This is a genomic window from Blastococcus jejuensis, from assembly GCF_039534705.1.
Classification (GTDB): domain Bacteria; phylum Actinomycetota; class Actinomycetes; order Mycobacteriales; family Geodermatophilaceae; genus Blastococcus_B; species Blastococcus_B jejuensis.
The window spans coordinates 134,966-157,553 of the sequence record NZ_BAAAVV010000002.1 but is presented as its reverse complement, the minus strand read 5'-3'; the positions used below and the strand labels follow the sequence as shown (position 1 = coordinate 157,553).

Sequence of the window (22,588 nt, the reverse complement as noted above, 5' to 3'; positions counted from 1 at the left end):
CGCGCCGTCGGGAGACTGCCCCGTGCTTCCGAGTCCGAGGCTCGCCGCGCTCGTCCTGGCCGCCGGGCTGGTCGCTGCGTGCACGGCCGAGGAGGGCCCCAGGGCGACCCCCTCCCCGACGACGAGCGCCGGCCCCTCCCCCGGCGACGGCGGCCCGCTCGACGCCGTCGCCGGGGAGGAGCCGCTGGACGAGGAGGGCGCGTACGGCCAGATCAGCGAGATGACGCTCGACGCGGACGGCGAGCCGATCGTGCTCTACGCGTCGCTGGAGGACGAGCCGCTGCTGGTCTCCCGGCGCACAGGCGACACCTGGACCACCCGGCGGCTGACCGACCCGCCCGTCCAGGAATTCGACGCGAGCGCCGACGCGGCCGACGACGGCACGCTCGTGGTCTCCGGCTTCGTCGACGGCCGCTTCTCCTTCACCCGGATCGCTCCCGACGGCACGGTCACCACCGTTCCGCTGGCCGCCGACCTGGGAGCGGGCGACATCGGCTTCGCGGTTCCCGACCTGGCCCCGGACGGCGGCACGATGTACCTCGGCGTGATCGACCGGGAGACGCAGTCGGGGGTGCTGGCCGTCGACCCCGCCACCGGTGTGGTCCGCGCCGAGTACCGGTTCCCCACGGAAGCCGCCGGGCTCGTCGCGCCCACCGTCGTCCGGGTCGCCGGTGACCGGGTCCTCGTCACCGTCGACCGCGGCGTCGACACCAGCGAAGCCTCGTCGCCCGCTGCCCGGACACCGTGGCTCGCCCGGTTCGACCTCGCGCTGCAGCCGCTGGGCGAGGTGCAGCTGTCCGAGAGCCGCGCGCACTCGGGGTACCGGGAGCTCGACGTCGACGCCGGGGGCACGGCCTACATCGCGCTGGCCGCTGGCCTCGACACCCCGGACGAGATGATCCGGGTGGTCGCCGTCGCACCGGACGCGACCGCCGCGACGACGGTGGCGAGCTTCCCCGGAGAGCGCCTCGTCAACGCGATGGCCGTGGACGACGGCGGCACCTGGGCCTATCTCGCCGGACTGGACAACGGCCCCGACCCCCTCCAGATCACGATCACGCCGATCGACCTCGTGGGCGGGGAGGTCTCCGAGCCGGTGCTGATCTGCGAGGGCTCGTCGGCGGAGGGCATGGGCATCACCCCCGACGGCCGCTCGCTGCTCCTCACCGCCTCGTGCCGGGACCGCGACGTGCACCCGACCCTGATCACGCTCCGCTGACCCCGCCCGGCGACCGCCCGCGCCGGTCGCCCATGGACGGAGAGCGGCAGCCAGGCCGCGACCGGGACACCGATTCCCGACCGAATTGGGACATCGATCCCTGTCGACCGGGACACCCCCGCTGAGAACGTCTCCCCATGACCGCAGTCCTGCCCCGCCCGGACCCGGCGACCAGCATCCCGTCGCCGCGCGCGCCGATGGCACCGAGCGTCCCGGCCGAGCCCAGCACGCCGCACACCTCCGCCGTCGCCTACCAGCGGGTGCTGCACCGGGCGGTGCGCCGCGAGTTCCGGCTGCTCGCCGAGCTGGCGGCCTGGGCCACTCCGGACGACGCCGTCCGTGCCGGCGAGCTCACCCGGCACGCCGACCTGATTGCCCGGGTGCTGCTCCAGCACCACGCCACCGAGCGCACCCTGCTCTGGCCGGCGCTGTTCCGGCACCTCCCGGCGGACGAGCAGGACGCCGCCCGCGAGGAGGTCGCCGAGGGGACCAGCCGCACCGTGCTGCTCGACCACACGCTGCGCGACCTGTCGACGCACGCGCGCCAGTGGGCGGTCGCCGGCACCCCGCCGGCACGTGACGCATTCGTGCGGGCCCTGCGCCGGGTGTCCGTCGCGGTCGACGCCTCCACAGGCGCCGAGGAGTGCGCGCTGCTGCCGCTGCTCGGCCGGTACCTGCCCGAGGGCGAGTGGACCGCCGTGACCCGCGGAGCCCGCTGCCCGCTGAGCGGCCGCGAGCAGATGCTCGTGCTGGGCCTGGCGCTGGAGGATGCCTCGGCAGCAGAGCGCGGACGGCTCATGGCCGGCCTCTCCCCCGCCGCCCGCACGGCCTGGCGGCTGGTCGGTCGGCGAGCCTTCCGCGCCGCCGTCGTCCGGCTGCGGGGCGCCCCGCCGGCTGGGTGACGCGCGCGTCGACCGGCCCGCGAAGCTCCTGGTCGCGGGGTCGGACGCCTCAGGCCTTGGGGAAGTTCCGCTTGGAGTACTTGCCCGCAGACCGCATGGCTGCGGCGTTGATCCCGGCTCCGACACCGCCACCGACCAGCGGGACCATCTTGCCCAGGTTCACCACGCCCTTCGTGCCGAACTTGGTGAACAGGCGGAAGCCGACCTTCTTGTTGATCTCGATCAGCACCCGGCCGGGCACCCGCTGGAGGGCGGCGAGCGCCGCCTTCGAGCCCAGTTGGACGCCTGCTTCGGCGGCGACAGCCGCACCGCCCGCGCCGAGGAGTGTCAGCAGGACGACGCTGCGCACCTCGTCGGATTCGATGTCGTAGCCACGCAGGTGGGCCACCGCCGCGACGCAGCGCGCCGACAACGTGTACAGGACTGCGGCGTCGGTCGGGATCGTCACCGGCAGGGCGAACACCCCACCCAGCCCTGTCGCGAACCCGGTCGCCGCGACCAGCCGCGTGTGCGTGGCGATGAGGCGATCGATCGCGACCTCGACATCGGCGTGCTGGAGGCGGTGCTGCTCGGCGATGTTCCGAGCGCTCTCCAACGGCCCCACACCATCGATGCCCGCCTCGACGATCTTGTCGACGAACTTCGCGACGGTGCGCTTCTCGTCCTCGCCCAGGGATGCCTGCGCGCCGTCCTCCAGGACCGTTTCGATCTCCGCCGTGCCCATACGTCCGTCTCCCCGTTCGCCGATGACGTGCGAACAGATACTCGGCAGTCCGGTCGGCCGGAGTGACGGAACGGCAGCTCGCCGTCAGGCATGCAGATCGCCAGCATTCTGCTAGCATTGTGCGACATGCGGACCTTGTACCTCAGGAACGTCCCGGACGAGGTCGTCGAGCGTCTCGAACGCCTGGCTGCCCGGGAGGCCACGTCGGTGAGTGCCCTGGCCGTCCGTGAACTGGCCCAGGTCTCCCGGCGCGCCGACAACCCCGCGCTGCTCGAGGGCCTGCCCGACCTGGAGGTCGACCCGTTCTGGATCGTCCGAGAACTGGACGTCGAACGCTCTTCTCGGTGATCGTCCTGGACGCCTCGGCGGCTCTGTCGGCGCTGCTGAACGCAGGTCCGGCCCGGTCGTTCGTGGCCGCGGAACAGGTGCACGCCCCGCACCTCATCGACACCGAGATCGCCAGCGGTCTGCGTCGCCAGGTTCGCGCAAAGGTGCTCACCGCCGATCAGGCCTGGGCAGCCCTCGACACCTGGCGACGGCTGGGCCTCACCAGACACCCGGTCCCCGGGCTGCTGAGCCGGATCTGGGAGCTACGGGACAACGTCTCCGCCTACGACGCCTCCTACGTCGCGCTCGCGGAGGTCCTCGGGTGCAGCCTGCTGACTGCTGATGCAAGGCTCGGTCGGGTCGCAGGCGTTCGCTGCCCCGTCACCGTCATCCCCCGGTAGCCGGATCAGACGGCGGTGGCCGACTCGACCAGGCGGCACAGCGCGTTCACACGACGCAGCTGGTCGGGCGTGCGCACCGGGGCGTCGAGCAGCAGCGGGCTGAGGACGACGACGGCCAGCGCCTGCGCCCGGGACACCGCCACGTTCAGCCGGTTGAGGTCGTAGAGGAACGAGACGCCGCGGGGCGCGTCGGCCGCGCTGGTGCTGGTCATCGAGTAGAGGACGACCGGCGCCTCCTGGCCCTGGAACTTGTCGACGGTGCCGACCCGGGCACCCGCTGGCAGCGCCGCCCGGATCAGCGCGACCTGGGCGTTGTACGGCGCGACGACCAGGACGTCGTCCGGTCCGACCGGGCGTTCCCGGCCCTCGTGGTCCCGCCAGGTCGCGCCCTGGACCGAGTGCCACAGCCCGGCGACCACGGCGGCCTCCTGCGGGCTCTTGTCGGCGGCCGTCTGCTGGTGCTCGACCAGATGGACCCGGAGGCCGCTCCCGGACAGCGCCCCGTCGCCCAGCACCGCCACCCGCTCGCGACCCTCCGCTGCCTCGAGCCGCCCCTCGTAGGCCAGGTCCGACACGAACGAGGTCAACGCCGGGTGCATCCGGTACGACCGGTCGAGGAACACACCCCGGTCGGGCGGGATCGTGGCCGCACCGTCGAGCAGGTGCTCCAGCGCCGACCGGCCCGACTCGCCCGGATGCACGGCCTGGCTGGGCTGGGCGAGCTGCTGCGGGTCGCCGAGCAGCACCATCGACCGCGCGCCGCGCGCGACGGCGACCGCGTTGGCCAGCGAGAACTGGCCGGCCTCGTCGACGACCAGCACGTCGACGGCCTCGGCGAGGTCCGGCCGCGTCCAGAACCACGCCGTGCCGCCGACCAGCGACACGTCACCACCCAGCAGCGCACCGGCCACGACGGCGTTGTCGCTCGACCACGCGACGTCGTCGGACCCGCAGTGCTGGCTCTCGTCGCACTTCTGCATCGCCGGGCGACCGACCGCCCTCAGCAGGTTGCCGATCACGGCGTGCGAAGTGGCGGTGACCCCGACCTTCTTGCCGGCGTCGAGCAGCGCCCGGATCAACTGCGCCGCCGCCGTCGTCTTCCCGCTCCCCGGCGGGCCCTGCACCGCGAGCACCTCGCCGTCGAGCGCCAGCCCGAGCCGCACCACGGCATCGGCCGGCGTCTCGCGTTCCAGCAGGGCCGTTCCCGCGGGGACGCGGCCGAGCACCAGCGCCGACCCGAGGCAGTCGCGGCCGGCCAGCACGTCTTCGCCCGTCGCCTGGATCGCCGCGCGCAGGGTCTTGGTGTTCAGCGGCCCGACCGGCCCGAAGCCGCGCGGGCGAGGCGGCTCGGTCGCGGTCGTCTTCAGCACGAGCCGCCCGGCCGTGACGTCGGGCCCGGCGTCGAGCCCGGCGTCGAACTCGAACACCTCGCCGACCTTCTTCCCGGTGTCCACGTCGAGGGCGTCGTCGCCGGTGGAGAACTTCGTGTCCTGCACGGGGAACGAGTACTCGTAGAGGTGGCTGCGCTTCTCCGGCCGCAGGTACCGCGGCTCGGACAGCCCGCCCAGCGCGGTGCCGTCGCGCTCGAGCTCCTCCGCGTCGAGGTCCTTCAGGCGGAAGACCTCCCACCAGGCCGGCTTGTCCTCGCGGCGGTGCCAGCCCACCAGGTCGCCCAGCAGCTGGTGGCCGGCGCCGTGCAGCCGTTCGGTCAGGGCCAGCTCAGCGGCCTCGACGTCGCCGGGCGCCCCGGAGGGCCGCTCCTCCGACAACTGCGGTCGCGGCTGGGGCCCGTGCACCGCTTCCAGCTCGGCCCGCTGCTGCTCCAGCCACCGGTGCAGGTCGCGCGTGGAGTCGACGTCGTCCTTGTTGTAGGACTCGATCGCGTCGAGCTTCGCCTGGTCGCCGTCGGCCAGCCACTCCTCGTACACGAGCACGCTGCCCATCGCGCTGGCGACCTCGCCGGCGTGCGAGCGGCCGTAGAACGCTTCGACCTTCTTGATCGAGTACGACTCCTTGCTGATCCGCATCGACTGCCGGACGACGGGATAGAGATCGACGAACCGCTCCTCGCGCAGCAGCTCGTCGAGCTGGGCCTCGCGCACGCCGTAGGTGGCGGTGAGCCGCTTGAGAGCGGTCACCTCGTAGGGCGCGTAGTGGTAGACGTGCATGTGCGGGTCGGCCTGCGCGGCCGCGATCAGCCGGTCGACCAGATCGGTGACCAGCTGCATCTCGGCCGGGCGGTCGTGCGCCCAGAGTGCCGTGAACGTGCCCGCGGTGTCGCCGACGCCGGCGAGGTACTCGATGCCCGCGCCGTCGTCGAACCAGGGATCGCCCTCGAAGTCGAGGTACAGATCGCCCGGGCTCGGCGGGGGCAGCCGGAGCAGGCCCAGGCCCTCGACCGGTGCGAGCAGCGTGCGCGACGGCGCCCCGGTGACCCGCTCGCGGAGCTGCTCGGCGGCCTGCTGCTGCAGCCGGGTGCGGGCGTCGACGCCGATGCGCGAGGCCGCGAGCTGCTGCGGCGACGCAGCCGCCAGCGCGGCCAGCGTGGTGATGCCGACCGCGTGCAGCGCGTCGCGGTGGTCGCCGCGCATGAACGCGACCAGGCCGAGGTCGTCGGCCTGCCGGAGCTCGGTGGTGCACTTCTCGGCCCAGCGGCACTGCTCGCAGTAGCCGATCGGCGCGGGGGCGGTGGACGGCGGCGCGGCGACGAACACCTCCAGCCGCGCCCGGGCGCGGCGGGCGTAGGCGGCGACGTCGACCAGCCGCCACGGCCGCGACTCGCCGTCGCCGGTGACGACGTGGATCCGCTCCGGCGCCACCCCCTGCAGCACCGCGAGCCGCTCGGCGTACGTGGCCATCTGCAGCAGGGCGGCGACCTTGACCTTGCGGGCGAGCTTGGTGTCGGCGATCTCGTAGGACCAGGCGCCGAGCGCCGAGGGCCGGTCGACCTTCAGCAGGAAGTCGGCCTGCCCGCCCCAGGCGCCGTCGAAGAACGTGCCCTGGTAGACGACGTCGACGCCGCGGCGCATCGCCGCCACCGTCTCGGCCTCGGCGCGACGGCGGCCGGCCGCGTCGAAGACGGTCTCGATCGTCTCGACGGTCTTCCCGGAGGCCTCCAGCGCCGCGAGGTACTTCTCCTCGTGCGCGATGCCGCGGTCGAAGATCAGCTGGAGCTCCGCCGATGTCTCGGTGACGGGCCCCGCCCATTCCCCCAGCGCTGCGCCGCGGTCGAGGAACGACAGGTGCCGGCACTCCTGGTGCTGGGTCAGGTCGGTCGGGCTCAGCACCAGCTGCCCGTCGAGTCGCTGCATCGCCCCGTGCCTCCGATTCCCCTCGCCGGCAAGCCTGCCGCACGAGCTCGACGCCAGGGATAGCGGACCGGTCTGACAGGAACCGGCCCGCACGCACCCGATCGGGTGACCACCGAGCGGGGAACGGTCGAAACGAGACGTCCCGGACCCTGTTCGCGCCCTGCCCGCAGGGACATACTCCGCCGCCAACGGCCCGCGTCGTCGGGCCCCGACCTGGACGGGGACTGTGATGGGCGAGAAGGGCAATCTCACCGGCGGCTTCACCGGCGGTGCGGAGCAGGGCAAGCTGCCCGGCGTCCCCCGCTTCGGGCAGACCGGCGCCCCCGAGGGTGACTGGGCCAAGGGCTCCGGCGGCGACTGGCCCAAGGGGCCGGGCGGTCAGCCGGTCGAGGCGAGCTGGGACAAGGGGTCGGGCGAGGGCTGGGCGAAGGGCCCCGACGGCTCGACGAACGTCGGACCCTCGGTGCCGCCACCGCCGCCGCAGGGCGGGTACGCGCCTCCCCCGCCGCCCCCGGGCGGGTACGGCGCGCCGCCGCCGATGCCGCCGCCGCAGGGTCCTCCCCCGGGCGTCCCGCCGATCGGCGGCTTCGTGGCCGGCGGCCGGGACCGCGACGACGACCAGCAGGGACCGCCGCCACCGCCGCCCGGCGGGTACCCGCCGCCGCAGCCCCCGGCACCCGGGCGCTGAGGACCGACGGCGGTGTCGAAGCCCGGATGGGACCCGCCCGACGCGGGGAAGCCCCAGCTCTACGACAAGGCGCCGCCGGCCTGGACCGGCGTGCCCGTCGAACGCGACCCGGTCAGCGGCCGGCTGCTGTCGGGCGACCCGCTCGGCCGCGGCGACAAGGGACGCAGCGCCCGCACGCCCGGGAAGACGGCGCTGATCACGGGAGGCGCCGTGGCCGTGGTCGCGGCGGTCGTGGTCGCCGTCGTGCTCTTCACCGGCGGCAACGACCCGGACCCCGAGCCCGCCGCGGCCGCGGTGACGTCGGAGCAGACCACCACCTCGGCGGCGCCGACGACCACGACTCCCCCGGTCGAGACCGGCCCGCGGGACATCCCCATCACGATGACCCTGACGGCCGTCACGCCCCCTCCAGGGTTCGGACCGGACCCGGCCTTCGGCACGGTCGGCGACGTGCTGGAGCGCACCTGGACGCTCACCGGCCCGTGCGACGGGTCGGGCGGCTGCACCGTCGTGCACTGCCGGGCTCCCGGCGACTGCACCCCGGCGCTGCAGGCCGAGTCGCAGGGTGGCGGCAGCTACGTCAGCCGGACGACCAACCCGGTGCAGTGGCAGGCACCGGAGTGCACCGGCGGCACGATCGACACGACGATCACCTTCGTCGTCTCCGGGGTCGGGGAGGCGCTGACGCTCAGCGGCACGTGGGTGGAGACCGCCCCCCAGGTCCTCTACACCGGTTCGGACGGCCGGGACTGCGGCGTCTACCTCACCGAGCTGTCGTTCAGCTCCTCGTGAGCGGCTGGTGACCCGGACGGTCCCGACGACCGACGCCCTCGCCGAGCTGTGGTCGCTGCTGGAGCGTGACGACCGGCCGGTCTGCGGCGTCGAGCACGAGTACGAGGTGCGCGACGCCGCGGGCGCCGTCGTCGACTTCCGCACGGTCGCCGACACGCTCGACCTGGGACGGCGACTCGACCCCGGCGACCGGCACGCCCACCGGGGGCCGTGGGGCGGGGTCATCACCGCCGACGGCCGCGAGGCGGAAGTGGTCAGCCCGCCGGTCCCGGTCGGCCCGGACGCAGCGGCCGCCGTGCACGCCTACGCCGCCGCGGGCCGGGCGCACCTCGCCGGGCGCCTGCCCGCCGGGTGGTCGCTGACCGGGTACTCGACGCACATCAGCACCGCCGTGGACGACGACGTCGTCCGGCGGGCGGCGGTGCTCGTCGTCCGGCACCTGTCCCCCGCGCTCATGCTGCTGTTCGACCGGCGCACCTCCCCCGGCCTGCTGGTCCGCCCACGCCCGGGTCGCCTCGAGGTGTGCGGGGAGTTCGCCCAGGGCCGCGCGCTGCGGCACGCCGTCGCCGTCGTCGTCGCGGCCGGCCAGCTGTGCTCGGAGGCCGCGCGGACCCGCCGTCCCGATCTGCCACCCCGGCTGCGACTGCGCACCGAGCGGGCGAAGGAACGCTTCGGCAGCTACGTCGACCGGGCCGCCTTCGGGGGCGACCTCTACGCCGCCGGCCGGACGGCCCTCCTGCGGCGTCGCGGCGGCACCGTGCGAGCCGGGGAGCTCCTGGCGGAGGTCGTGGACGCACTCGACGACCGACTGCGGGCGCTGCTCACCACCGGCGACCTGGCCGCGCTGCACGCCGTCGTCGCCGGCGACGAGCCGCTGCCCTGCGAGCAGGAGGCGCTCGCACCCGACGACGGGCCGCTGCTCGCCGTCGCCCCGCTGGACCTGCGCGACCGCCGGGCGGGCGAGGTCGCCGTGGAGGTGGTCAACGCGACCTGGTGGACCTACGTGCTGCGGCTGGAGGGCGCGCGGGTGCGGTGGCTCACGGTCCCGCGCACCTGGATGGGCAGCTTCCTCGACCGGCTGGACGACGGCTCGCTCGACGACGTCCTGACCCGGCTGGTGTGAGTTCCGGACGGCGGGGGCACCTCAGCACGGGTGAGTGACACCAGGAGCGGGTCGGGATACGTCGAGGGCGAGTTCGAGCGGGACACCGACTACATCGAGGACCGGATCACCGCCGACGGGTCGAGCCCGTGGCCGGTGGAGCCCGGCCGGTACCGGCTGATCGCCGCGCGCGCCTGCCCGTGGGCGAACCGGTCGATCATCGTGCGCCGGCTGCTGGGGCTGGAGTCGGCGATCTCGATGGGCCTGGCCGGCCCGACCCACGACGAGCGCAGCTGGACCTTCGACCTCGACCCCGACGGCCGCGACCCGGTGCTCGGCTACGAGCGGCTGCAGGAGGCGTTCCTCGCCCGCGACCCCGAGTACTCGCGCGGCATCACCGTGCCGGCGATGGTCGACGTGCCGAGCGGTCAGGTCGTCACCAACGACTTCCCGCAGATCACCCTCGACTTCTCCACCCAGTGGACCGCCCACCACCGCGCCGGCGCGCCCGACCTGTACCCCGAGCCGCTGCGCGACGAGATGGACGAGGTGATGCAGCGGATCTACACCGAGATCAACAACGGGGTGTACCGCTGCGGCTTCTCCAACGACCAGAAGGCCTACGACAAGGCCTACGACCGGCTGTTCACCGCGCTGGACTGGGTGTCGGACCGGCTCGCCGACCGGCGCTATCTGATGGGCGACACGATCACCGAGGCCGACGTGCGACTGTTCACGACCCTCGCCCGCTTCGACGCCGTCTACCACGGCCACTTCAAGTGCAACCGGCAGAAGCTCACCGAGCTGCCGGTGCTGTGGGCCTACGCGCGCGACCTGTTCCAGACCCCGGGCTTCGGCGACACGATCGACTTCCCGCAGATCAAGGAGCACTACTACGTGGTGCACGCCGACATCAACCCGACGCAGATCATCCCGCAGGGCCCCGACACGTCGGTCTGGCTGACGCCGCACGGGCGCGAGGAGCTCGGCGGCTCGCCCTTCGGCGACGGCACGCCGCCCGGCCCGGTCGCGGCCGACGAGGAGGTCCCCGACGACCACGGTCCCGGCGGCATCGGGCACCGGTAGCACAGTTCGGGTCCCTGGAGCGGTGGCCCCTGTGGACGGTGAAATCCCTTGTGGACGACGGGTTCTCGGGGGTGTGCGGCTGCCACGGTGGCCGCATGACGACGCCACCGCTCGCCGATGTCCCGATCCGCTCCGCCGCCGACCTGACCGCGCGCTGGGAGAGGCTGCTCGCCCCGCCCGTCTTCGGGGCCCGCAGCCTCTGGCTGTGCTGGCTCGACGACGGGCTGATGGTGCCCCTCGTCGTGCCGGTCGACGAGATCCCGGCCCGGCCCGGCCGCACGATGCTGGCCAACCTGCCGTCGCTGTGCCAGACGGTCGTGGAGGAGCACGTCTTCGGCGGAGCCCACGTGGCCATGGCCCTGTGCCGGCCGGGGCTGCCGACGGTCACCCGCGACGACGAGGCGTGGGCGGCGGGGCTCCGCGAGGCGTTCGCCGATGAGGACTGCACCTGGAGTCTGCACCTGGCCGCGGGTGGTTCCGTGGTGCCGATGGTCGAGGAGCACTGGTCGCGCTGAGCCGGCACCCAGGGGCGTTCCGCATCGACCTCGGGGCGAGCACGATCGACCCGGCGGCGCCGCAGCGGTGCCGCGGGCGGCGAGAGGGGACGTGGCATGTACGCACGCTCGACCACCGTGCTGGGGGATCCGTCGAGGATCGAGGCGGGGATCGGTTACGCCCGGGACGAGGTGATGCCGGCGATGCAGCAGATGGACGGGTTCGTCGGCCTCTCGATGCTGGCCGACCGCGCCTCGGGGCGGTGCATCGTCACCGCCGCCTGGCGCGACCTGGAGTCGATGGTGACCAGCCGCGAGACGGCCCGCCCCCTGCGCGACCGCGCCCGCGAGGTCTTCGGCGGCAGCATCGAGGTGCACGAGTGGGAGATCGACGTGCTGCACCGCGTGCGGCCCACCGACCCGGGTTCCTGGTGCCGCGTGGTGTGGACCGCGGCCGACCCGGCCCGGATGGCCCCGCTGCTCGACCTCTTCCGCACCGTCGTCGTCCCCGGCGTGGAGCAGCAGGAGGGCTTCTGCAGTCTGAGCCTGCTGCGCGACCCGCGAGCCGGCAGCAGCGTGACCGCGACGACCTACGACAGCCGCGCGTCGCTGGACGCGTCCCGGGAGGCGTCGCTGGTCCTCAGCGCCGGGATCGGCGGGCAGATCCCGTTCGAGGTCACCGACACCGCCGAGTTCGAGGTGGTCATGGCGCACCTCCGCGTCCCCGAGACCGTCTGACGGCAGCCGAGCTTCCGGCCCGGTCCGGACCAGCCACGCCGCCGGTCAGACGATGCGGATGCGCAGCCTGCGGAAGCCGCGACCCTTGCTCTCCATCTTGGTGACCTCGACCCGGCCGACCATCGAGGTCGACGCGACGTGCGTGCCGCCGTCGGCCTGCGTGTCGAGGCCGACGATGTCGACGATGCGCACCACCTCGATGTCGGGCGGCAGCAGGTTGGTGGCGGTGCGGATGATGTCGGGGATCGCGAACGCCTCCTCCCGCGGCAGCGTCTTCACCTCGATCGGCCGGTTCGCGGCGATCTCGGCGTTGACGGCCTCGGCGACCCGCTCCTTGAAGTCCGGCGGCACCTCTGCCAGGTCGAAGTCCATGCGGGCCGACAGCGGCTCCATGTTGCCGCCGGTCACCAGGGCACCGAAGTCCCGGAACACCACGCCCGTCAGCACGTGCAGCCCGGAGTGGGTGCGCATCAGCTGGGTGCGCCGCTCGTCGTCGAGCGCGCCGCGCACCGCCGTCCCGACCGGCGGCACCGGGTCGCCCTCGACCGGGATCAGGTACAGCTCGTCGCCCTTGCGGGTGCCGGCGATCCGGGTGCGCACGCCGCCCCACAGCAGCACGCCCTCGTCCGGCGGCTGCCCCCCGCCCCCGGGGTAGAAGGCCGAGCGGTCCAGCACGATGCCCTGCTCCGGGTCGGCGGCGAGCACCGTCGCGTCCCACTCGCGGACGGTCGCGTCCTCGAGGTCGATGCGGTGGGTGTGCCCGTGTCGGTCGCTCTGGCTGGTCACGCCCTGCATGCTGCCCCGTCGCGCACCTCGGGAGCGACCGGCCATGCGCCGCGGGAGGAACTGACCCGGCTGATCCGCCACGGACCCGTTGCCTTCCGCGGGCCGGGCGAGGACGGTGGGTTCCGCGGCGGGGCCGCAGGGGCGTCGCCGGCGTCGGAGGGAGCGGTGGCATGTACGCCCGATCCACCACGGTCCATGGCAGTCCGGAGCACCTGGACGACGGGATCGCCTACGCCCGCGACGACGTCATGCCGGCAGTGCGGCACATGACCGGCTGCATCGGCCTGTCGATGCTCTGCAACCGCGAATCCGGTCAGTCCATCGTGACGACGGCGTGGGCCGACGAGGCCGCCATGCACGACTCGGAGAGCGGTGTCTGGGATCTGCGCCGGCGGATGGCCGAGGTGCTCGGCGGCCGCCCCGAGGTGCAGGAGTGGGAGATCGCCCTGATGCACCGCATGCACGAGGCGCACCACGGCGCCTGCACGCGGGTCATCTGGGGCAGCGAGGCGCCGGAGCGGCTAGACGACCACCTCGACGCCGTCCGGATGACCCTGCTGGCGAAGATGGAGGACCTGCCCGGCTTCTGCAGCGTCAGCGTGATGATCGACCGCGAGAGCGGCCGGAGCGCCACCTCGGTCACCTACGACAGCCGGCAGGACATGGTCGCCGCGACCGAGGCCGCGACGGCCCTGCGCACCGATTTCGCCCGGTCGATCGGCATGGAGATCACCGCCATGACCGAGTTCGACCTGGCGCTCAGCCACCTGCGCGTGCCCGAGATGGTCTGACCGCACCCCGCCACGGACCCCGCCCTCCGCGTTGCCTTCTCCCCGGAGGGCGAGGACCGTGAGCCGCGCGGCGATGCCGCAGGGGCGTCGCCGGCTCACTCCGGAACTCCTCGAGAGGAGTGGTGGCATGTACGCCCGATCCACCACCGTGCACGCCGACCCGCGGTCGGTCGACGACGGGATCGCCTACGTCCGCGACGAGGTCATGCCCGCCGTGCACAAGATGACCGGCTGCATCGGGCTGTCGATGCTCTGCGACCGCGACGACGGCCGCTGCATCGTCACCACGGCCTGGGTCGACGAGCAGTCCATGCAGCTGAGCACCGAGGGCGTGCGCCCCATGCGCGACCGCGCCGCAGAGGTCTTCGGTAGCCCGCCCGACGTGCAGGAGTGGGAGATCGCCGCCCTGCACCGGCGGTACGAGACCCGCGAGGGCACCTGGGCGCGCGTCATCTGGAGCCGGTCGGACCCGGACCTGGCCGACCGCACCATCGACGCCTACCGGATGAGCCTGATCCCCGAACTCGAGCAGATGCCCGGCTTCTGCAGCGTGAGCCTGCTGGTCAGCCGGAGCGAGGGCCGGGCCGTCTCCGCCACCACGTACGAGAGCCGCGCGGCCATCGAGCAGACCCGCGAGCTGTCGGTGGCCATGCGCGACGACTTCGCCACGTCGATGGGCGTCGCGATCACCGAGGTCGCCGAGATGGAACTGGTCCTGGCCCACCTGGGCGTCCCCGAGACCGTCTGACCAGGAGGGCGCGGCACCCGGGAAACCGCCCCTTCCCCGGGTGCCGCGCCACTCCGAGCCCGCGGAGCCGGCCGGGCGTGCTGCGCACCGATTGATTGGGGACGCCCCGCCCGGGGCATCCCGGACCGTGGACGGGGGGACGACCAGCACAGGACGGACGACGTGACCAAGGCCGACCCGAATCCGACGACCCCGAAGCGCGGCCGGCACGCCCGCTCCGACGAGGACGACGAGCCGGTCGTCGAGAGCCCGGCCGAGGAGACCCGGGAACCTCAGACCGAGGAGGCCGAGAAGCCCGACGAACCTCGAGCCGAGGAAGCCGAGGCCGAGAAGCCGGACGGCGACGAGAAGCCGGCCGACACGACCGCCGAGCCGGAACCCGAGCCGGCCCGCGCGACGGGCGCCTCCCGGTACGAGGTGCCCGAGGACGACGCCCCGCCCCGGCGGGTCCCCCACGCGATCGGCCGCCACCCGGCCGCCACCCCGCTGCTCACGGCCGCCGGCCTGGTGACCGGGGTCGGCCTGGCCCCGCTGCTGCTCGACCGGCTGCGGTTCGGGGTCGCCCTCGACGCCGCCGCGAACGCGCGCAGCGCCGCGGCGCCCTGGCCCGCCGACGCGGCCCCGTGGTTCGCACCGTCGTGGGTCGCGATGCTGGCGTTCGCGGTGGCCGCGGTCGTCCTGCTGCTGGCGCTGGTCGGTCTCCGGGTGCCCGACGTCGTCGTCCTCGGGCTCGGCGGCGTGCTGACGCTGACCACGGCCCGCGCGGCCTGGGCGACCGTCGACGTCGTCGACGCCGGCCTGTGGGAGCTCGTGCCGCTGTGCATCCTCTGCGTCCTCGCGTTCGGCCTGTCCGCGACGGCGACCGCCCGATGGCGGTCGGCGCCCGGGTCCGACGGCACCGGTGGCGAGGGCGTCGGCGGGGTCGCCGCGGCCGCGCTGGCCGCGTGGCTGGTCGTCGTCCTCGTGCTGCTCGCGGGCGCCGCGATCGCGGCCAGTGCCCGCACCCACGCCTTCGGGGACGCCGACTCGCCGCCGCAGGGCCTGGCCGGGCTGCTCAGCGTCCGCGCGTCCGACGGACCGGCGATCGACGGCTACCGCGGCACCTGGATGGCGCAGCTGGCGACCGCCCAGGTGGCCGACGACGTCGCCGCTTCCGCGTTCGCCGTCGTCCACCACGACCGCTCGGCAGGGCTGCCGACCCTGCTCGTCCGCGGCGACGACACCGGCGCCCCCGACCTGGACGACACGTGGTGGGTCACGGTGGCCGCCCAGTCGTTCGGATCGAAGGCCGAGGTGGAGAACTGGTGCGCGGAGAACGGCCGGGTGCCGCCCGACTGCGTGCCGCGGCTGATCACCGACTGACGCTCACACCACCCGGGTCAGCGCGGGCCAGAGCCCGTCCGGGCCGTCGGCCAGCAGCCCGGCCGCGAGCACCCGCGACCACGCGAGCTCGCTGCCGGCCTCGTCCCGCCACGCCCACAGCCGCCGGGTGAGGTGGTGCAGCCGGTGCTCCTGGGTGAACCCGATCGCGCCGTGCACCTGGTGCGCCAGCCGGGCGACCACCTCCACCGCGGCACCGGCCCGCACCTTCGCCGCCGCCGCCGCGAGGACGGCGTCGCCGCCCCGGTCCAGAGCCTGGACGGCGGCGTCGGTCAGCGCCGTCACGGCGGTCACCTCGCCGGCCATCTCGGCGAGCTCCATCTGGATCGCCTGGAACTTCCCGAGCGGCCGGCCGAACTGCTCCCGCTCCCCCGCGTACTGCACCGTCCAGGCGAGCACCTGCTCCAGCGCCGCGGCCAGCTGCACCGCCCGCGCCAGGGCGAACCGGGCCCGCAGCGCCAAGGCCTGAGCGTCGTGCAGCACGGTGGCCCCCACCGCGGGGACGGCGTCGAGCACCAGCGACCCGCGCGGCTCCCCGGCCAGGTTGACCGCGTCGGTCGCGGGCAGGTCGGAGGCGTCGACCAGCGCGAGCAGCCCGCCGTCCAGACCCGCGGGAGGCGCGGCCAGCAGGACGACGGAGGACCCGACGCCGGCCCAGGCCACGTCGGTGGCCGTGCCGGTCAGCAGGAACCGGCCCGGCCCGTCGCCGTCGTCGACGGCCTCGGTGGTGACGGCGTCGGCGACCGCGAAGGTCAGCGGCTGCTCCACCGGCGGCAGGTGGATGTCGGCGGCGAGCAGCGCCGGTGCGGCGACGAGCAGGTGCTCGGCCAGCGGCACCGCCCCCGCGCCGGCGGCCACCGTGCGCACGACCGCGACGGCGTCGGCCAGCTCGCCGCCGGAGCCACCGGCCTCCTCGGGCAGCCCGACCCCGGTCAGCCCCGCCTCGGCGAGGGCGGCCCACAGCCCGGCGTCCCAGCGTCGCTCGGCGGTCAGCGCGAACGGCTCGAACCCGCGCAGGATGTCGCGGACGGTCTCGACCACCAGGTCCTGACTCAACGGAGCCCCAATCCGCGCGCCACGATCCCCCGCAGGATCTCGTTGGTGCCGCCGCGCAGCGTGTAGCCCGGCGCGTGCAGCTGCGCCTCGGCCAGCGCCCGCCCCAGCGGATCGGGCGAGTCCAGCGACGGCGTCACGTCCACGACCTTCCGGATCTCCTCGATGACGTCGCCCTCGAACGTCGTCCCCACGTCCTTGACCAGCGCGGCCGGGATGTCGGGCAGCTCTCCCCGGTCCAGCGCCGCCGCGATCCGCAGCGACAGCTGCCGCAGCGCGAGCAGCCGGGCCGAGAGCCGGCCGAGGGTCGCCAGCGCCGCCGGGTCGCCCGGGTCGGCAACTCGACGAGCGAACTCGGCGACAAGTGGATAGGTCGACAGGAACCGCTCGGGGCCCGACCTCTCGAAGGCCAACTCCGCGGTCACCTGGTGCCAGCCGTTGCCCTCCTCGCCGAGCAGCATGTCGCCGGGGACGACGACCTCGTCGAACACCACCTCGTTGAAGTGGTGACCGCCGTCGAGGATGCGGATCGGGTTGATCGTGATGCCCGGCAGCGACAGGTCGACCAGCAGCTGCGAGAGCCCCTGGTGCCGCCCGCGCGGGCCGTCGCCGGGGGGCGAGGTGCGCACCAGGACGATGCCGTAGTGCGAGGCGTGCGCGTTCGACGTCCAGACCTTCGCCCCGTTCACCACCCAGTCGCCGTCGCCGTTGCGCGTCGCCTTCGTGCGGATCGAGGCCAGGTCGGAGCCGGAGTCGGGCTCGCTCATCCCGATCACGAAGTAGCACTCCCCCGCGGCGATGCGAGGCAGGATCTCCCGGCGCTGCGCCTCGGTGCCGTACCGCAGCAGATTCGGGCCGGACTGGCGGTCGGCGATCCAGTGCGCGGCGACCGGCGCGCCCGCGGCCAGCAGTTCCTCGGTGACGGCGTAGCGCTCCATCGCCGAGCGCTCGTGCCCGCCGTACTCCTTCGGCCAGGTCATGCCCAGCCAGCCGCGCTCACCGAGCTTCTTCGAGAACGACGGGTCGACCCCCGACAGCCACGTGTCGACGTGCGTGGTGAAGGTGCCGGCCTCGAGCTCGGCGGCGAGGAACGCGCGCACCTCCCCCCGCACCTGCTCGGCGGCCTCCGACCGCGGCGCGGGCGCCAGCGTCAACGAGTTGCTCATCCGACGTCCCAGGGATCGTTGTGCATTCCTCGGGTTCTACAGGGAGTTGATCGGAAACGCCCAGCGGCCCCGATCGGTCGCGAGGCGAAAAGGGTTGTCAGCAGCGGAGTCGACCGAGACGATGAATTCCCGTTTCGTCCGGTGAGGGGCACGTCGTGACGGACACGAAGCAGCATCCAGGACGAGGCGAGACCCGCTCGGCAGGGCAGTCCGGCGGCGAGCCAGAGGAGACGCCGGGGTCTCGCGTGTCCACCGGCCGATCTCGCGGGGCGAGATTCTGGGCCCTCTTCCGGGATCCCTCGGACATCACTTACGAGGAGATGACTCCTGAGAAGCAGTCCGAGCCTCGCATCGACCTCTGGGTGAACAGTCCCGAACGCGAGTGGTACATCCAGCGTCTCGGACTGGCGCACAGGTTGCTGTACTTCGTCGGCTTCATCGGGCTCCTGGCCTGGGTACTCGCGAGCCCGACCGTCCGCACCCCGGACAGCCTCTGGTGGGCAGCGATACTGGGTGCGGTTGCGGTAGTCACCACGTGTTTCTGCGCGATCCCGTACTTGGCCGGGCGCGGTGCGTATCGCGACCGCCGGCGGCAGACAGCGGCGTTCCGTGCAGACGAGGCGCTGTTCCGCCTGGAGCCCGGCAGGAGGAATCCCGCGAGCCCGGATCCGCACAAGACCAGTCCCAATTCAGCCGAGGACCTGCCCTTGGCCGCGCTGTTCACGCTCAACCGCCGCCAGCTCGATGCCTACCAGGAGCTCACCCAACGTCAACAGCGCAGCGCGTTCCGGCTGACCCAGGTAACCAGCATCGTGGGCCTGCTCGTACTCATCACCGGTGTCGTGCTTGCGTTCCTCGACGTGCCGGCGGTGAACAAGTACGTCGCAGGCGGCCTCGCTGGGCTCGGCGCTCTGCTCAGCGCGTTTCTGAGCAACACCTTCTACCAGGCCCACCGTGCCGCCGACCGTCAGCTCAACTGGTACTACCGGGAGCCGCACTCCTTGGGAAAGCTACTCATCGCCGAACGGATCTCCGCGGCGATGGGATGTGATGAGGCAACCCGGTCCTCGCACGCCACCGCGATGATCACCGAGCTCCTGAGGTGGACGCTGCCCGACGACGCCGCGGATGCACGATCCGACGGGGCCGCCCCGCCGACCACCCCCGGCGGCGCATCGCCGACTGCTCCCGGCGGCGCCCCCGGGTGAGGCTCAGCGTTCGTCGTCCGGGGTGCCGCGGGTCAGCTGACGGAGCTCGCTGACGACGTCGTTGACCACCTCGCTGGCCACCGTCCCGAGGGAGGTGAGCGCGCCGGACACCAGCCGGCGCACGCTGCTCACGTCCAGGCCCAGGCCGGTGCCGCCCGCGAGATCGGCGACCCGCAGGTCGCCGGCGGCGGGGCCTTGCTCGGCCAGCTCGGGTGACCAGCGCATCGCGTCCCCCGACATCGACCAGTCGCCGATCGCGCCGTCGATGGACTGCGCGACGGGGTTCACCGAGTCGGGCTTCACCGGAGAGTTCATGCCGCCTCCTGCGACGCCGGGTCCCGCACCCCGGGGCCCGCTCCCCATGGTGCCCCCGCAGGCGCCGGTGTGGGAGGGGTCTGCGCTACGGAAGGCGGGTCAGCGCCAGCAGCGCGATGTCGTCGGCGCGGTGCCGGCCGGTCAGCTCGGCGAGCAGCCGGTCGCAGAGCTCGTCGGGGTCCGACGTCCCGCTCGCCGAGGCCGCCGCCAGGAGTGCCACCAGTCCCTCGTCGAGGTCGGCCGACCGGCTCTCCACCAGGCCGTCGGTGAACAGCACCAGCGTCGACCCGGGCGGCACCACCCCGGCCCACTCCAGCGCCGGGGCGGGCGCCGGCGGGGCGCCGAGCATCCGGCTCGGCTGCACCGGCAGCAGCTCCGCATGCCCGTCGGTGAGCAGCAGCGGCGGCAGGTGCCCGGCCGAGGCGACCCGCAGCTGGCCGGTCGCCGGGTCCAGTGACGCGAACAGCGCCGTCGCCATCCGCTGCAGCCCCAGCAGCGACCACGACGCCTGCAGCCGGTCGATCAGCGCGCTCGGCGAGGGCCGGTCCACCAGCAGCGCCCGGTAGACCGACGTCAGCTGACCCATCGTCGCCGCGGCCGTGAGGTCGTGGCCGACGACGTCACCCACGGCCAGGGCCACGTGCCCGTTGGGCAGGACGACGACGTCGTAGAAGTCCCCGCCGACCTCCACGCCCTGCGTCGCGGCCAGGTAGCGCACCGCCGTCGACAGGCCGGCCACCGCCGGCGGGGCCGGCGGCAGCAGGTTGGCCTGCAGGGTGTGCGACGTCCGCACGTCCAGCTCGTAGCGCTGCGCCTTGGCGACGACGAGCGACACCTGCAGCCCCAGCTGCTCGGCCATCTCGACGTCGGCAGCGGTGAACGGGCGCCGTCGCCGGTCCACCCCCAGCGTGACGACGCCCAGCCGCCGGCCCTCGGCCAGCAGCGGCACCGCGACCAGGCTCGACAGCTCCAGCCGGCGCGCGATCGACAGGTGCTCCTCGTCGACGGTGATCGCCCGGAGGAAGTCGTCGTCGATCGAGCGCACCCACCGGGTGCGCCCCTCCCGCATGGCCTCGACGCTGGGGTGCGGCACGTCCCGCTGCGGCAGGTGCCGGGCGCGCAGCGCCTCGGCCAGGTGCTGCCGGTCCGGGTCGCCGTGGCGCACGGCCGGCCGGGTCGTCCCGTGCTCCTCGGCGAGGTCGATCACGCACACGTCGGCCAGCCGCTGCACCGCCAGCGACGCCAGCCGCTCCGCGGTCTCCGGCACGTCCGCGGCCCCGGCGAGCAGCCGCGCCGCCTCGAGCAGGAACGCCGCCCGCTCGGCCTGCCGCGCGGTCTCCTCGTGCAGCCGGGCGCGCTCCAGGGCCTGGCCGGCCTGCCGGCCCAGGGTCCACAGCAGCTCGACCACCGCCGGGTCCTCCGTCGGCACCACCTCGGGCGCGTCGAGGCTGATTAGCTCGCCCTCCTGCCGGCCGCCCAGGCCCAGCAGGAGCAGACCGAGCCGGCGGCTGTCGGCGGTCACCGGCACGAACGTCAGCGCCGAGAGGCCCGCCGCGTCCATCGCCGCGGCCACCGCCGGGCGCACCGACCGCAGCCGACCGTCCAGCGGGACGGTGCGCACGCCCTCGGCCAGTTCGAGCACGAGCCGGGCCCCCGCGGCCTCCTGCAGCGCCCGCACCAGCGCGGCGGGCACCCCGTCGCTGCGGATGAGCCGCAGCTCCGGCAGCGCCTGCGGGTCGAGCGTCGCGGGGTCGTCCAGCACCGCCAGGGCGGCACTGCGGGCCTGCATCGCCGCCCGTCCCCGCGCGACGATCACCGAGGCGACCTCCTCCACCGACGTCGCCGCGGCCAGGTCGGAGACCACCTGCTGCACCGTCCGGGACCGCGCCTCGGATTCCTGGGCCACCCGCTGCGCGGCGAGCAGTTCGCGCTCGTAGCGGCGCCGGGCGGTCGCCTCGAACAGGGTCGCGCGGACCAGCACCGGCGCCCCGGCGTCGTCGCGCACCTCGACGGCGTTGAGCAGGCACGGCAGGGCCGAGCCGTCGCGGCGCAGGACGTCGAGCGCGATCTCCCGCACCGCCCCCTGCATGCGCAGCAGCGGGGCGAGATGCGTCTCGTGGTAGACCCGGCCGCCGACGGTCAGCAGGTCCTGGAAGCGGGTGCCGATCACCTCGTCGGCGCCGCGCCCGGTCCAGGCGCAGAAGGTCCGGTTCACCTTCACGATCGCGCCGTCGGGCAGCGTCGAGAGGTAGCCCATCGGCGCGTTCTCGTACAGGTCGGCCGGGTCCTCCTCGAGCAGCCGCCCGAGTTCGGCCCGCGGCTCCTGACCGGGGCCGCCCGCCCCCTCGCCCGTCGTGTCGCTCACCCCGAGAGGAAGGCCCTGATCGCGGCGGTCGTCTCCTCCGGCGCGCTCAGGTGCGGCACGTGCCCGGTGGCGGCCAGCCGGGTGAGCACGCTGCCGGGGATCTGCCGGTGCACGTACTCCCCGACCACGTCGGGCGCGATGACGTCCTGGCTGCACTGCAGAACCAGGGTGGGGACGGCGACGCCCGGCAGATCGGCCCGGTTGTCGGAGAGGAACGTGACCCGCGCGAACTGGCGGGCGATGTCGGGATCGGTCCGGCAGAAGCTGTTGGTCAGCTCCTCGGTCAGCTCCGGCCGGTCGGGGTTGCCCATGATCACCGGCGCCATCTGCGCCGACCAGCCCAGGTGGTTGCTGTCGAGCGCGTCGAGCAGGCCGGCGATGTCGTCGCGGCCGAACCCGCCGACGTAGTCGCCGTCGTCGACGTAGCGGGGGTTCGGGCCGATCATCACCAGCGCCCCGAACAGCTCGGGGGCCTGCTGCAGCGCGAGCACGCCGATCATCGCGCTCACCGAGTGCCCGACGAACACGACGTCGGTGAGGCCGAGCTCGCGGCAGATCTCCACGACGTCGGCCGCATACCCCCGCAGGGCCCCGTACTTCGCCGGGTCGTAGGCGGCCAGGTCGGAGCTGCCGGAGCCGACGTGGTCGAACAGGACGACGCGATGGTCGACGGCGAAGTCCGGCGCCACGAACCGCCACATCGCCTGGTCGCAGCCGAACCCGTGCGCGAACAGCACGGGGCGCCCGGAGGGGACTCCCCCGACGGTCACGCAGTTGCGCTCGGCGACGCTGCCCACTCGACGACCCTAGGTGAAAAGCGATGACGTGGCCCCGGTCGTTCCCCGGGGCGGGAACACGGCAGCCGAGGGCGGCGACGTCGGGAGGATTTCCGGTGCGAACCGGCTGTATCCGCAAACCCCTGTCGCGTCTCCTCCTGTTGCCCCTACCCTCCCCGCAGCGCCGCGGCCAGCACCGCCGTACCCGCCCGGCCA

The 22,588-nt window shown here is 73.9% G+C and carries 22 protein-coding genes; 14 read left to right on the top strand and 8 right to left on the bottom strand.

Going from position 1 to position 22,588, the window contains the following annotated elements; translation table 11 throughout:
- The first annotated feature begins 22 nt into the window (after positions 1-22).
- The gene (locus ABD644_RS04470) at positions 23-1,219 is read left to right on the top strand and encodes a YncE family protein (protein WP_344687365.1); all 1,197 of its coding nucleotides are present in this window, start codon (positions 23-25) and stop codon (positions 1,217-1,219) included.
- Positions 1,220-1,356: 137 nt separating this feature from the next.
- Positions 1,357-2,121, top strand: coding sequence for a hemerythrin domain-containing protein (locus ABD644_RS04465; RefSeq protein ID WP_344687364.1), 765 nt, complete (start codon positions 1,357-1,359; stop codon positions 2,119-2,121).
- Positions 2,122-2,170: 49 nt separating this feature from the next.
- On the opposite strand, the gene ABD644_RS04460 is transcribed toward ABD644_RS04465, so the two are convergent.
- Complete coding sequence (locus ABD644_RS04460) at positions 2,171-2,845, bottom strand: EcsC family protein (RefSeq protein ID WP_344687362.1); 675 nt, start codon at positions 2,843-2,845, stop codon at positions 2,171-2,173.
- 126 nt (positions 2,846-2,971) lie between these two features.
- Between ABD644_RS04460 and ABD644_RS04455 the strand changes: the two genes are divergently transcribed.
- Both ABD644_RS04455 and ABD644_RS04450 read left to right on the top strand, forming a co-directional pair.
- Positions 2,972-3,193 (top strand): hypothetical protein, encoded by a 222-nt coding sequence (locus ABD644_RS04455; RefSeq protein ID WP_344687361.1) that lies wholly within the window; start codon positions 2,972-2,974, stop codon positions 3,191-3,193.
- Positions 3,190-3,573, top strand: coding sequence for a type II toxin-antitoxin system VapC family toxin (locus ABD644_RS04450; RefSeq protein WP_344687360.1), 384 nt, complete (start codon positions 3,190-3,192; stop codon positions 3,571-3,573). The genes ABD644_RS04455 and ABD644_RS04450 overlap by 4 nt, the downstream gene beginning before the upstream one ends.
- Positions 3,574-3,578: 5 nt before the next feature.
- Here ABD644_RS04450 and ABD644_RS04445 read toward each other — a convergent pair whose 3' ends face one another.
- Positions 3,579-6,884 (bottom strand): TM0106 family RecB-like putative nuclease, encoded by a 3,306-nt coding sequence (locus ABD644_RS04445; protein WP_344687359.1) that lies wholly within the window; start codon positions 6,882-6,884, stop codon positions 3,579-3,581.
- A gap of 229 nt (positions 6,885-7,113) precedes the next feature.
- Here ABD644_RS04445 and ABD644_RS04440 point away from each other — a divergent pair, with 229 nt between their 5' ends.
- From ABD644_RS04440 to ABD644_RS04415, 6 genes are all read left to right on the top strand, one after another.
- Positions 7,114-7,572 carry a hypothetical protein gene (locus tag ABD644_RS04440; RefSeq protein WP_344687358.1) on the top strand — a complete coding sequence of 153 codons (459 nt, stop codon included), beginning with the start codon at positions 7,114-7,116 and terminating at the stop codon, positions 7,570-7,572.
- 12 nt (positions 7,573-7,584) lie between these two features.
- Positions 7,585-8,364: a hypothetical protein gene (locus ABD644_RS04435; RefSeq protein ID WP_344687357.1), complete on the top strand. Its 780-nt coding sequence runs from the start codon at positions 7,585-7,587 to the stop codon at positions 8,362-8,364.
- Between the two features lie 7 nt (positions 8,365-8,371).
- Positions 8,372-9,487: a hypothetical protein gene (locus ABD644_RS04430; RefSeq protein ID WP_344687356.1), complete on the top strand. Its 1,116-nt coding sequence runs from the start codon at positions 8,372-8,374 to the stop codon at positions 9,485-9,487.
- A gap of 30 nt (positions 9,488-9,517) precedes the next feature.
- Positions 9,518-10,552 (top strand): glutathione S-transferase family protein, encoded by a 1,035-nt coding sequence (locus tag ABD644_RS04425; RefSeq protein ID WP_344687355.1) that lies wholly within the window; start codon positions 9,518-9,520, stop codon positions 10,550-10,552.
- A gap of 95 nt (positions 10,553-10,647) precedes the next feature.
- Complete coding sequence (locus ABD644_RS04420) at positions 10,648-11,067, top strand: hypothetical protein (protein ID WP_344687353.1); 420 nt, start codon at positions 10,648-10,650, stop codon at positions 11,065-11,067.
- Positions 11,068-11,163: 96 nt separating this feature from the next.
- Entirely contained in the window at positions 11,164-11,784 is a 621-nt protein-coding gene (locus ABD644_RS04415; RefSeq protein WP_344687352.1) for a hypothetical protein, read from the top strand.
- 45 nt (positions 11,785-11,829) lie between these two features.
- Here ABD644_RS04415 and ABD644_RS04410 read toward each other — a convergent pair whose 3' ends face one another.
- Positions 11,830-12,570 (bottom strand): alanyl-tRNA editing protein, encoded by a 741-nt coding sequence (locus tag ABD644_RS04410; RefSeq protein ID WP_425547385.1) that lies wholly within the window; start codon positions 12,568-12,570, stop codon positions 11,830-11,832.
- 170 nt (positions 12,571-12,740) lie between these two features.
- On the opposite strand from ABD644_RS04410, the gene ABD644_RS04405 reads away from it, so the two are divergent.
- From ABD644_RS04405 to ABD644_RS04395, 3 genes are all read left to right on the top strand, one after another.
- Positions 12,741-13,361: a hypothetical protein gene (locus tag ABD644_RS04405; RefSeq protein ID WP_344687350.1), complete on the top strand. Its 621-nt coding sequence runs from the start codon at positions 12,741-12,743 to the stop codon at positions 13,359-13,361.
- A 127-nt stretch (positions 13,362-13,488) separates the two neighbouring features.
- Positions 13,489-14,109, top strand: a complete 621-nt coding sequence (locus ABD644_RS04400; protein WP_344687349.1) for a hypothetical protein — start codon at positions 13,489-13,491, stop codon at positions 14,107-14,109.
- Between the two features lie 162 nt (positions 14,110-14,271).
- A complete protein-coding gene (locus tag ABD644_RS04395; protein ID WP_344687348.1) occupies positions 14,272-15,471 on the top strand; it encodes a hypothetical protein in 1,200 nt (399 codons plus the stop codon).
- Between the two features lie 3 nt (positions 15,472-15,474).
- Here ABD644_RS04395 and ABD644_RS04390 read toward each other — a convergent pair whose 3' ends face one another.
- Together ABD644_RS04390 and ABD644_RS04385 are read right to left on the bottom strand one after the other, a co-directional pair.
- A complete protein-coding gene (locus ABD644_RS04390) occupies positions 15,475-16,545 on the bottom strand; it encodes an acyl-CoA dehydrogenase family protein (RefSeq protein ID WP_344687347.1) in 1,071 nt (356 codons plus the stop codon).
- Positions 16,542-17,708 carry an acyl-CoA dehydrogenase family protein gene (locus ABD644_RS04385; protein ID WP_344687346.1) on the bottom strand — a complete coding sequence of 389 codons (1,167 nt, stop codon included), beginning with the start codon at positions 17,706-17,708 and terminating at the stop codon, positions 16,542-16,544. The genes ABD644_RS04390 and ABD644_RS04385 overlap by 4 nt, the downstream gene beginning before the upstream one ends.
- A gap of 320 nt (positions 17,709-18,028) precedes the next feature.
- Between ABD644_RS04385 and ABD644_RS04380 the strand changes: the two genes are divergently transcribed.
- The gene (locus ABD644_RS04380; protein WP_344687345.1) at positions 18,029-18,916 is read left to right on the top strand and encodes a TRADD-N-associated membrane domain-containing protein; all 888 of its coding nucleotides are present in this window, start codon (positions 18,029-18,031) and stop codon (positions 18,914-18,916) included.
- A 3-nt stretch (positions 18,917-18,919) separates the two neighbouring features.
- On the opposite strand, the gene ABD644_RS04375 is transcribed toward ABD644_RS04380, so the two are convergent.
- The 3 genes from ABD644_RS04375 to ABD644_RS04365 form a co-directional block, all read right to left on the bottom strand.
- Positions 18,920-19,231 carry a hypothetical protein gene (locus tag ABD644_RS04375; protein WP_344687344.1) on the bottom strand — a complete coding sequence of 104 codons (312 nt, stop codon included), beginning with the start codon at positions 19,229-19,231 and terminating at the stop codon, positions 18,920-18,922.
- An 85-nt stretch (positions 19,232-19,316) separates the two neighbouring features.
- Positions 19,317-21,596, bottom strand: a complete 2,280-nt coding sequence (locus ABD644_RS04370; RefSeq protein WP_344687343.1) for a SpoIIE family protein phosphatase — start codon at positions 21,594-21,596, stop codon at positions 19,317-19,319.
- Entirely contained in the window at positions 21,593-22,393 is an 801-nt protein-coding gene (locus tag ABD644_RS04365; protein ID WP_344687342.1) for an alpha/beta fold hydrolase, read from the bottom strand. The genes ABD644_RS04370 and ABD644_RS04365 overlap by 4 nt, the downstream gene beginning before the upstream one ends.
- Positions 22,394-22,588 lie beyond the last annotated feature (195 nt).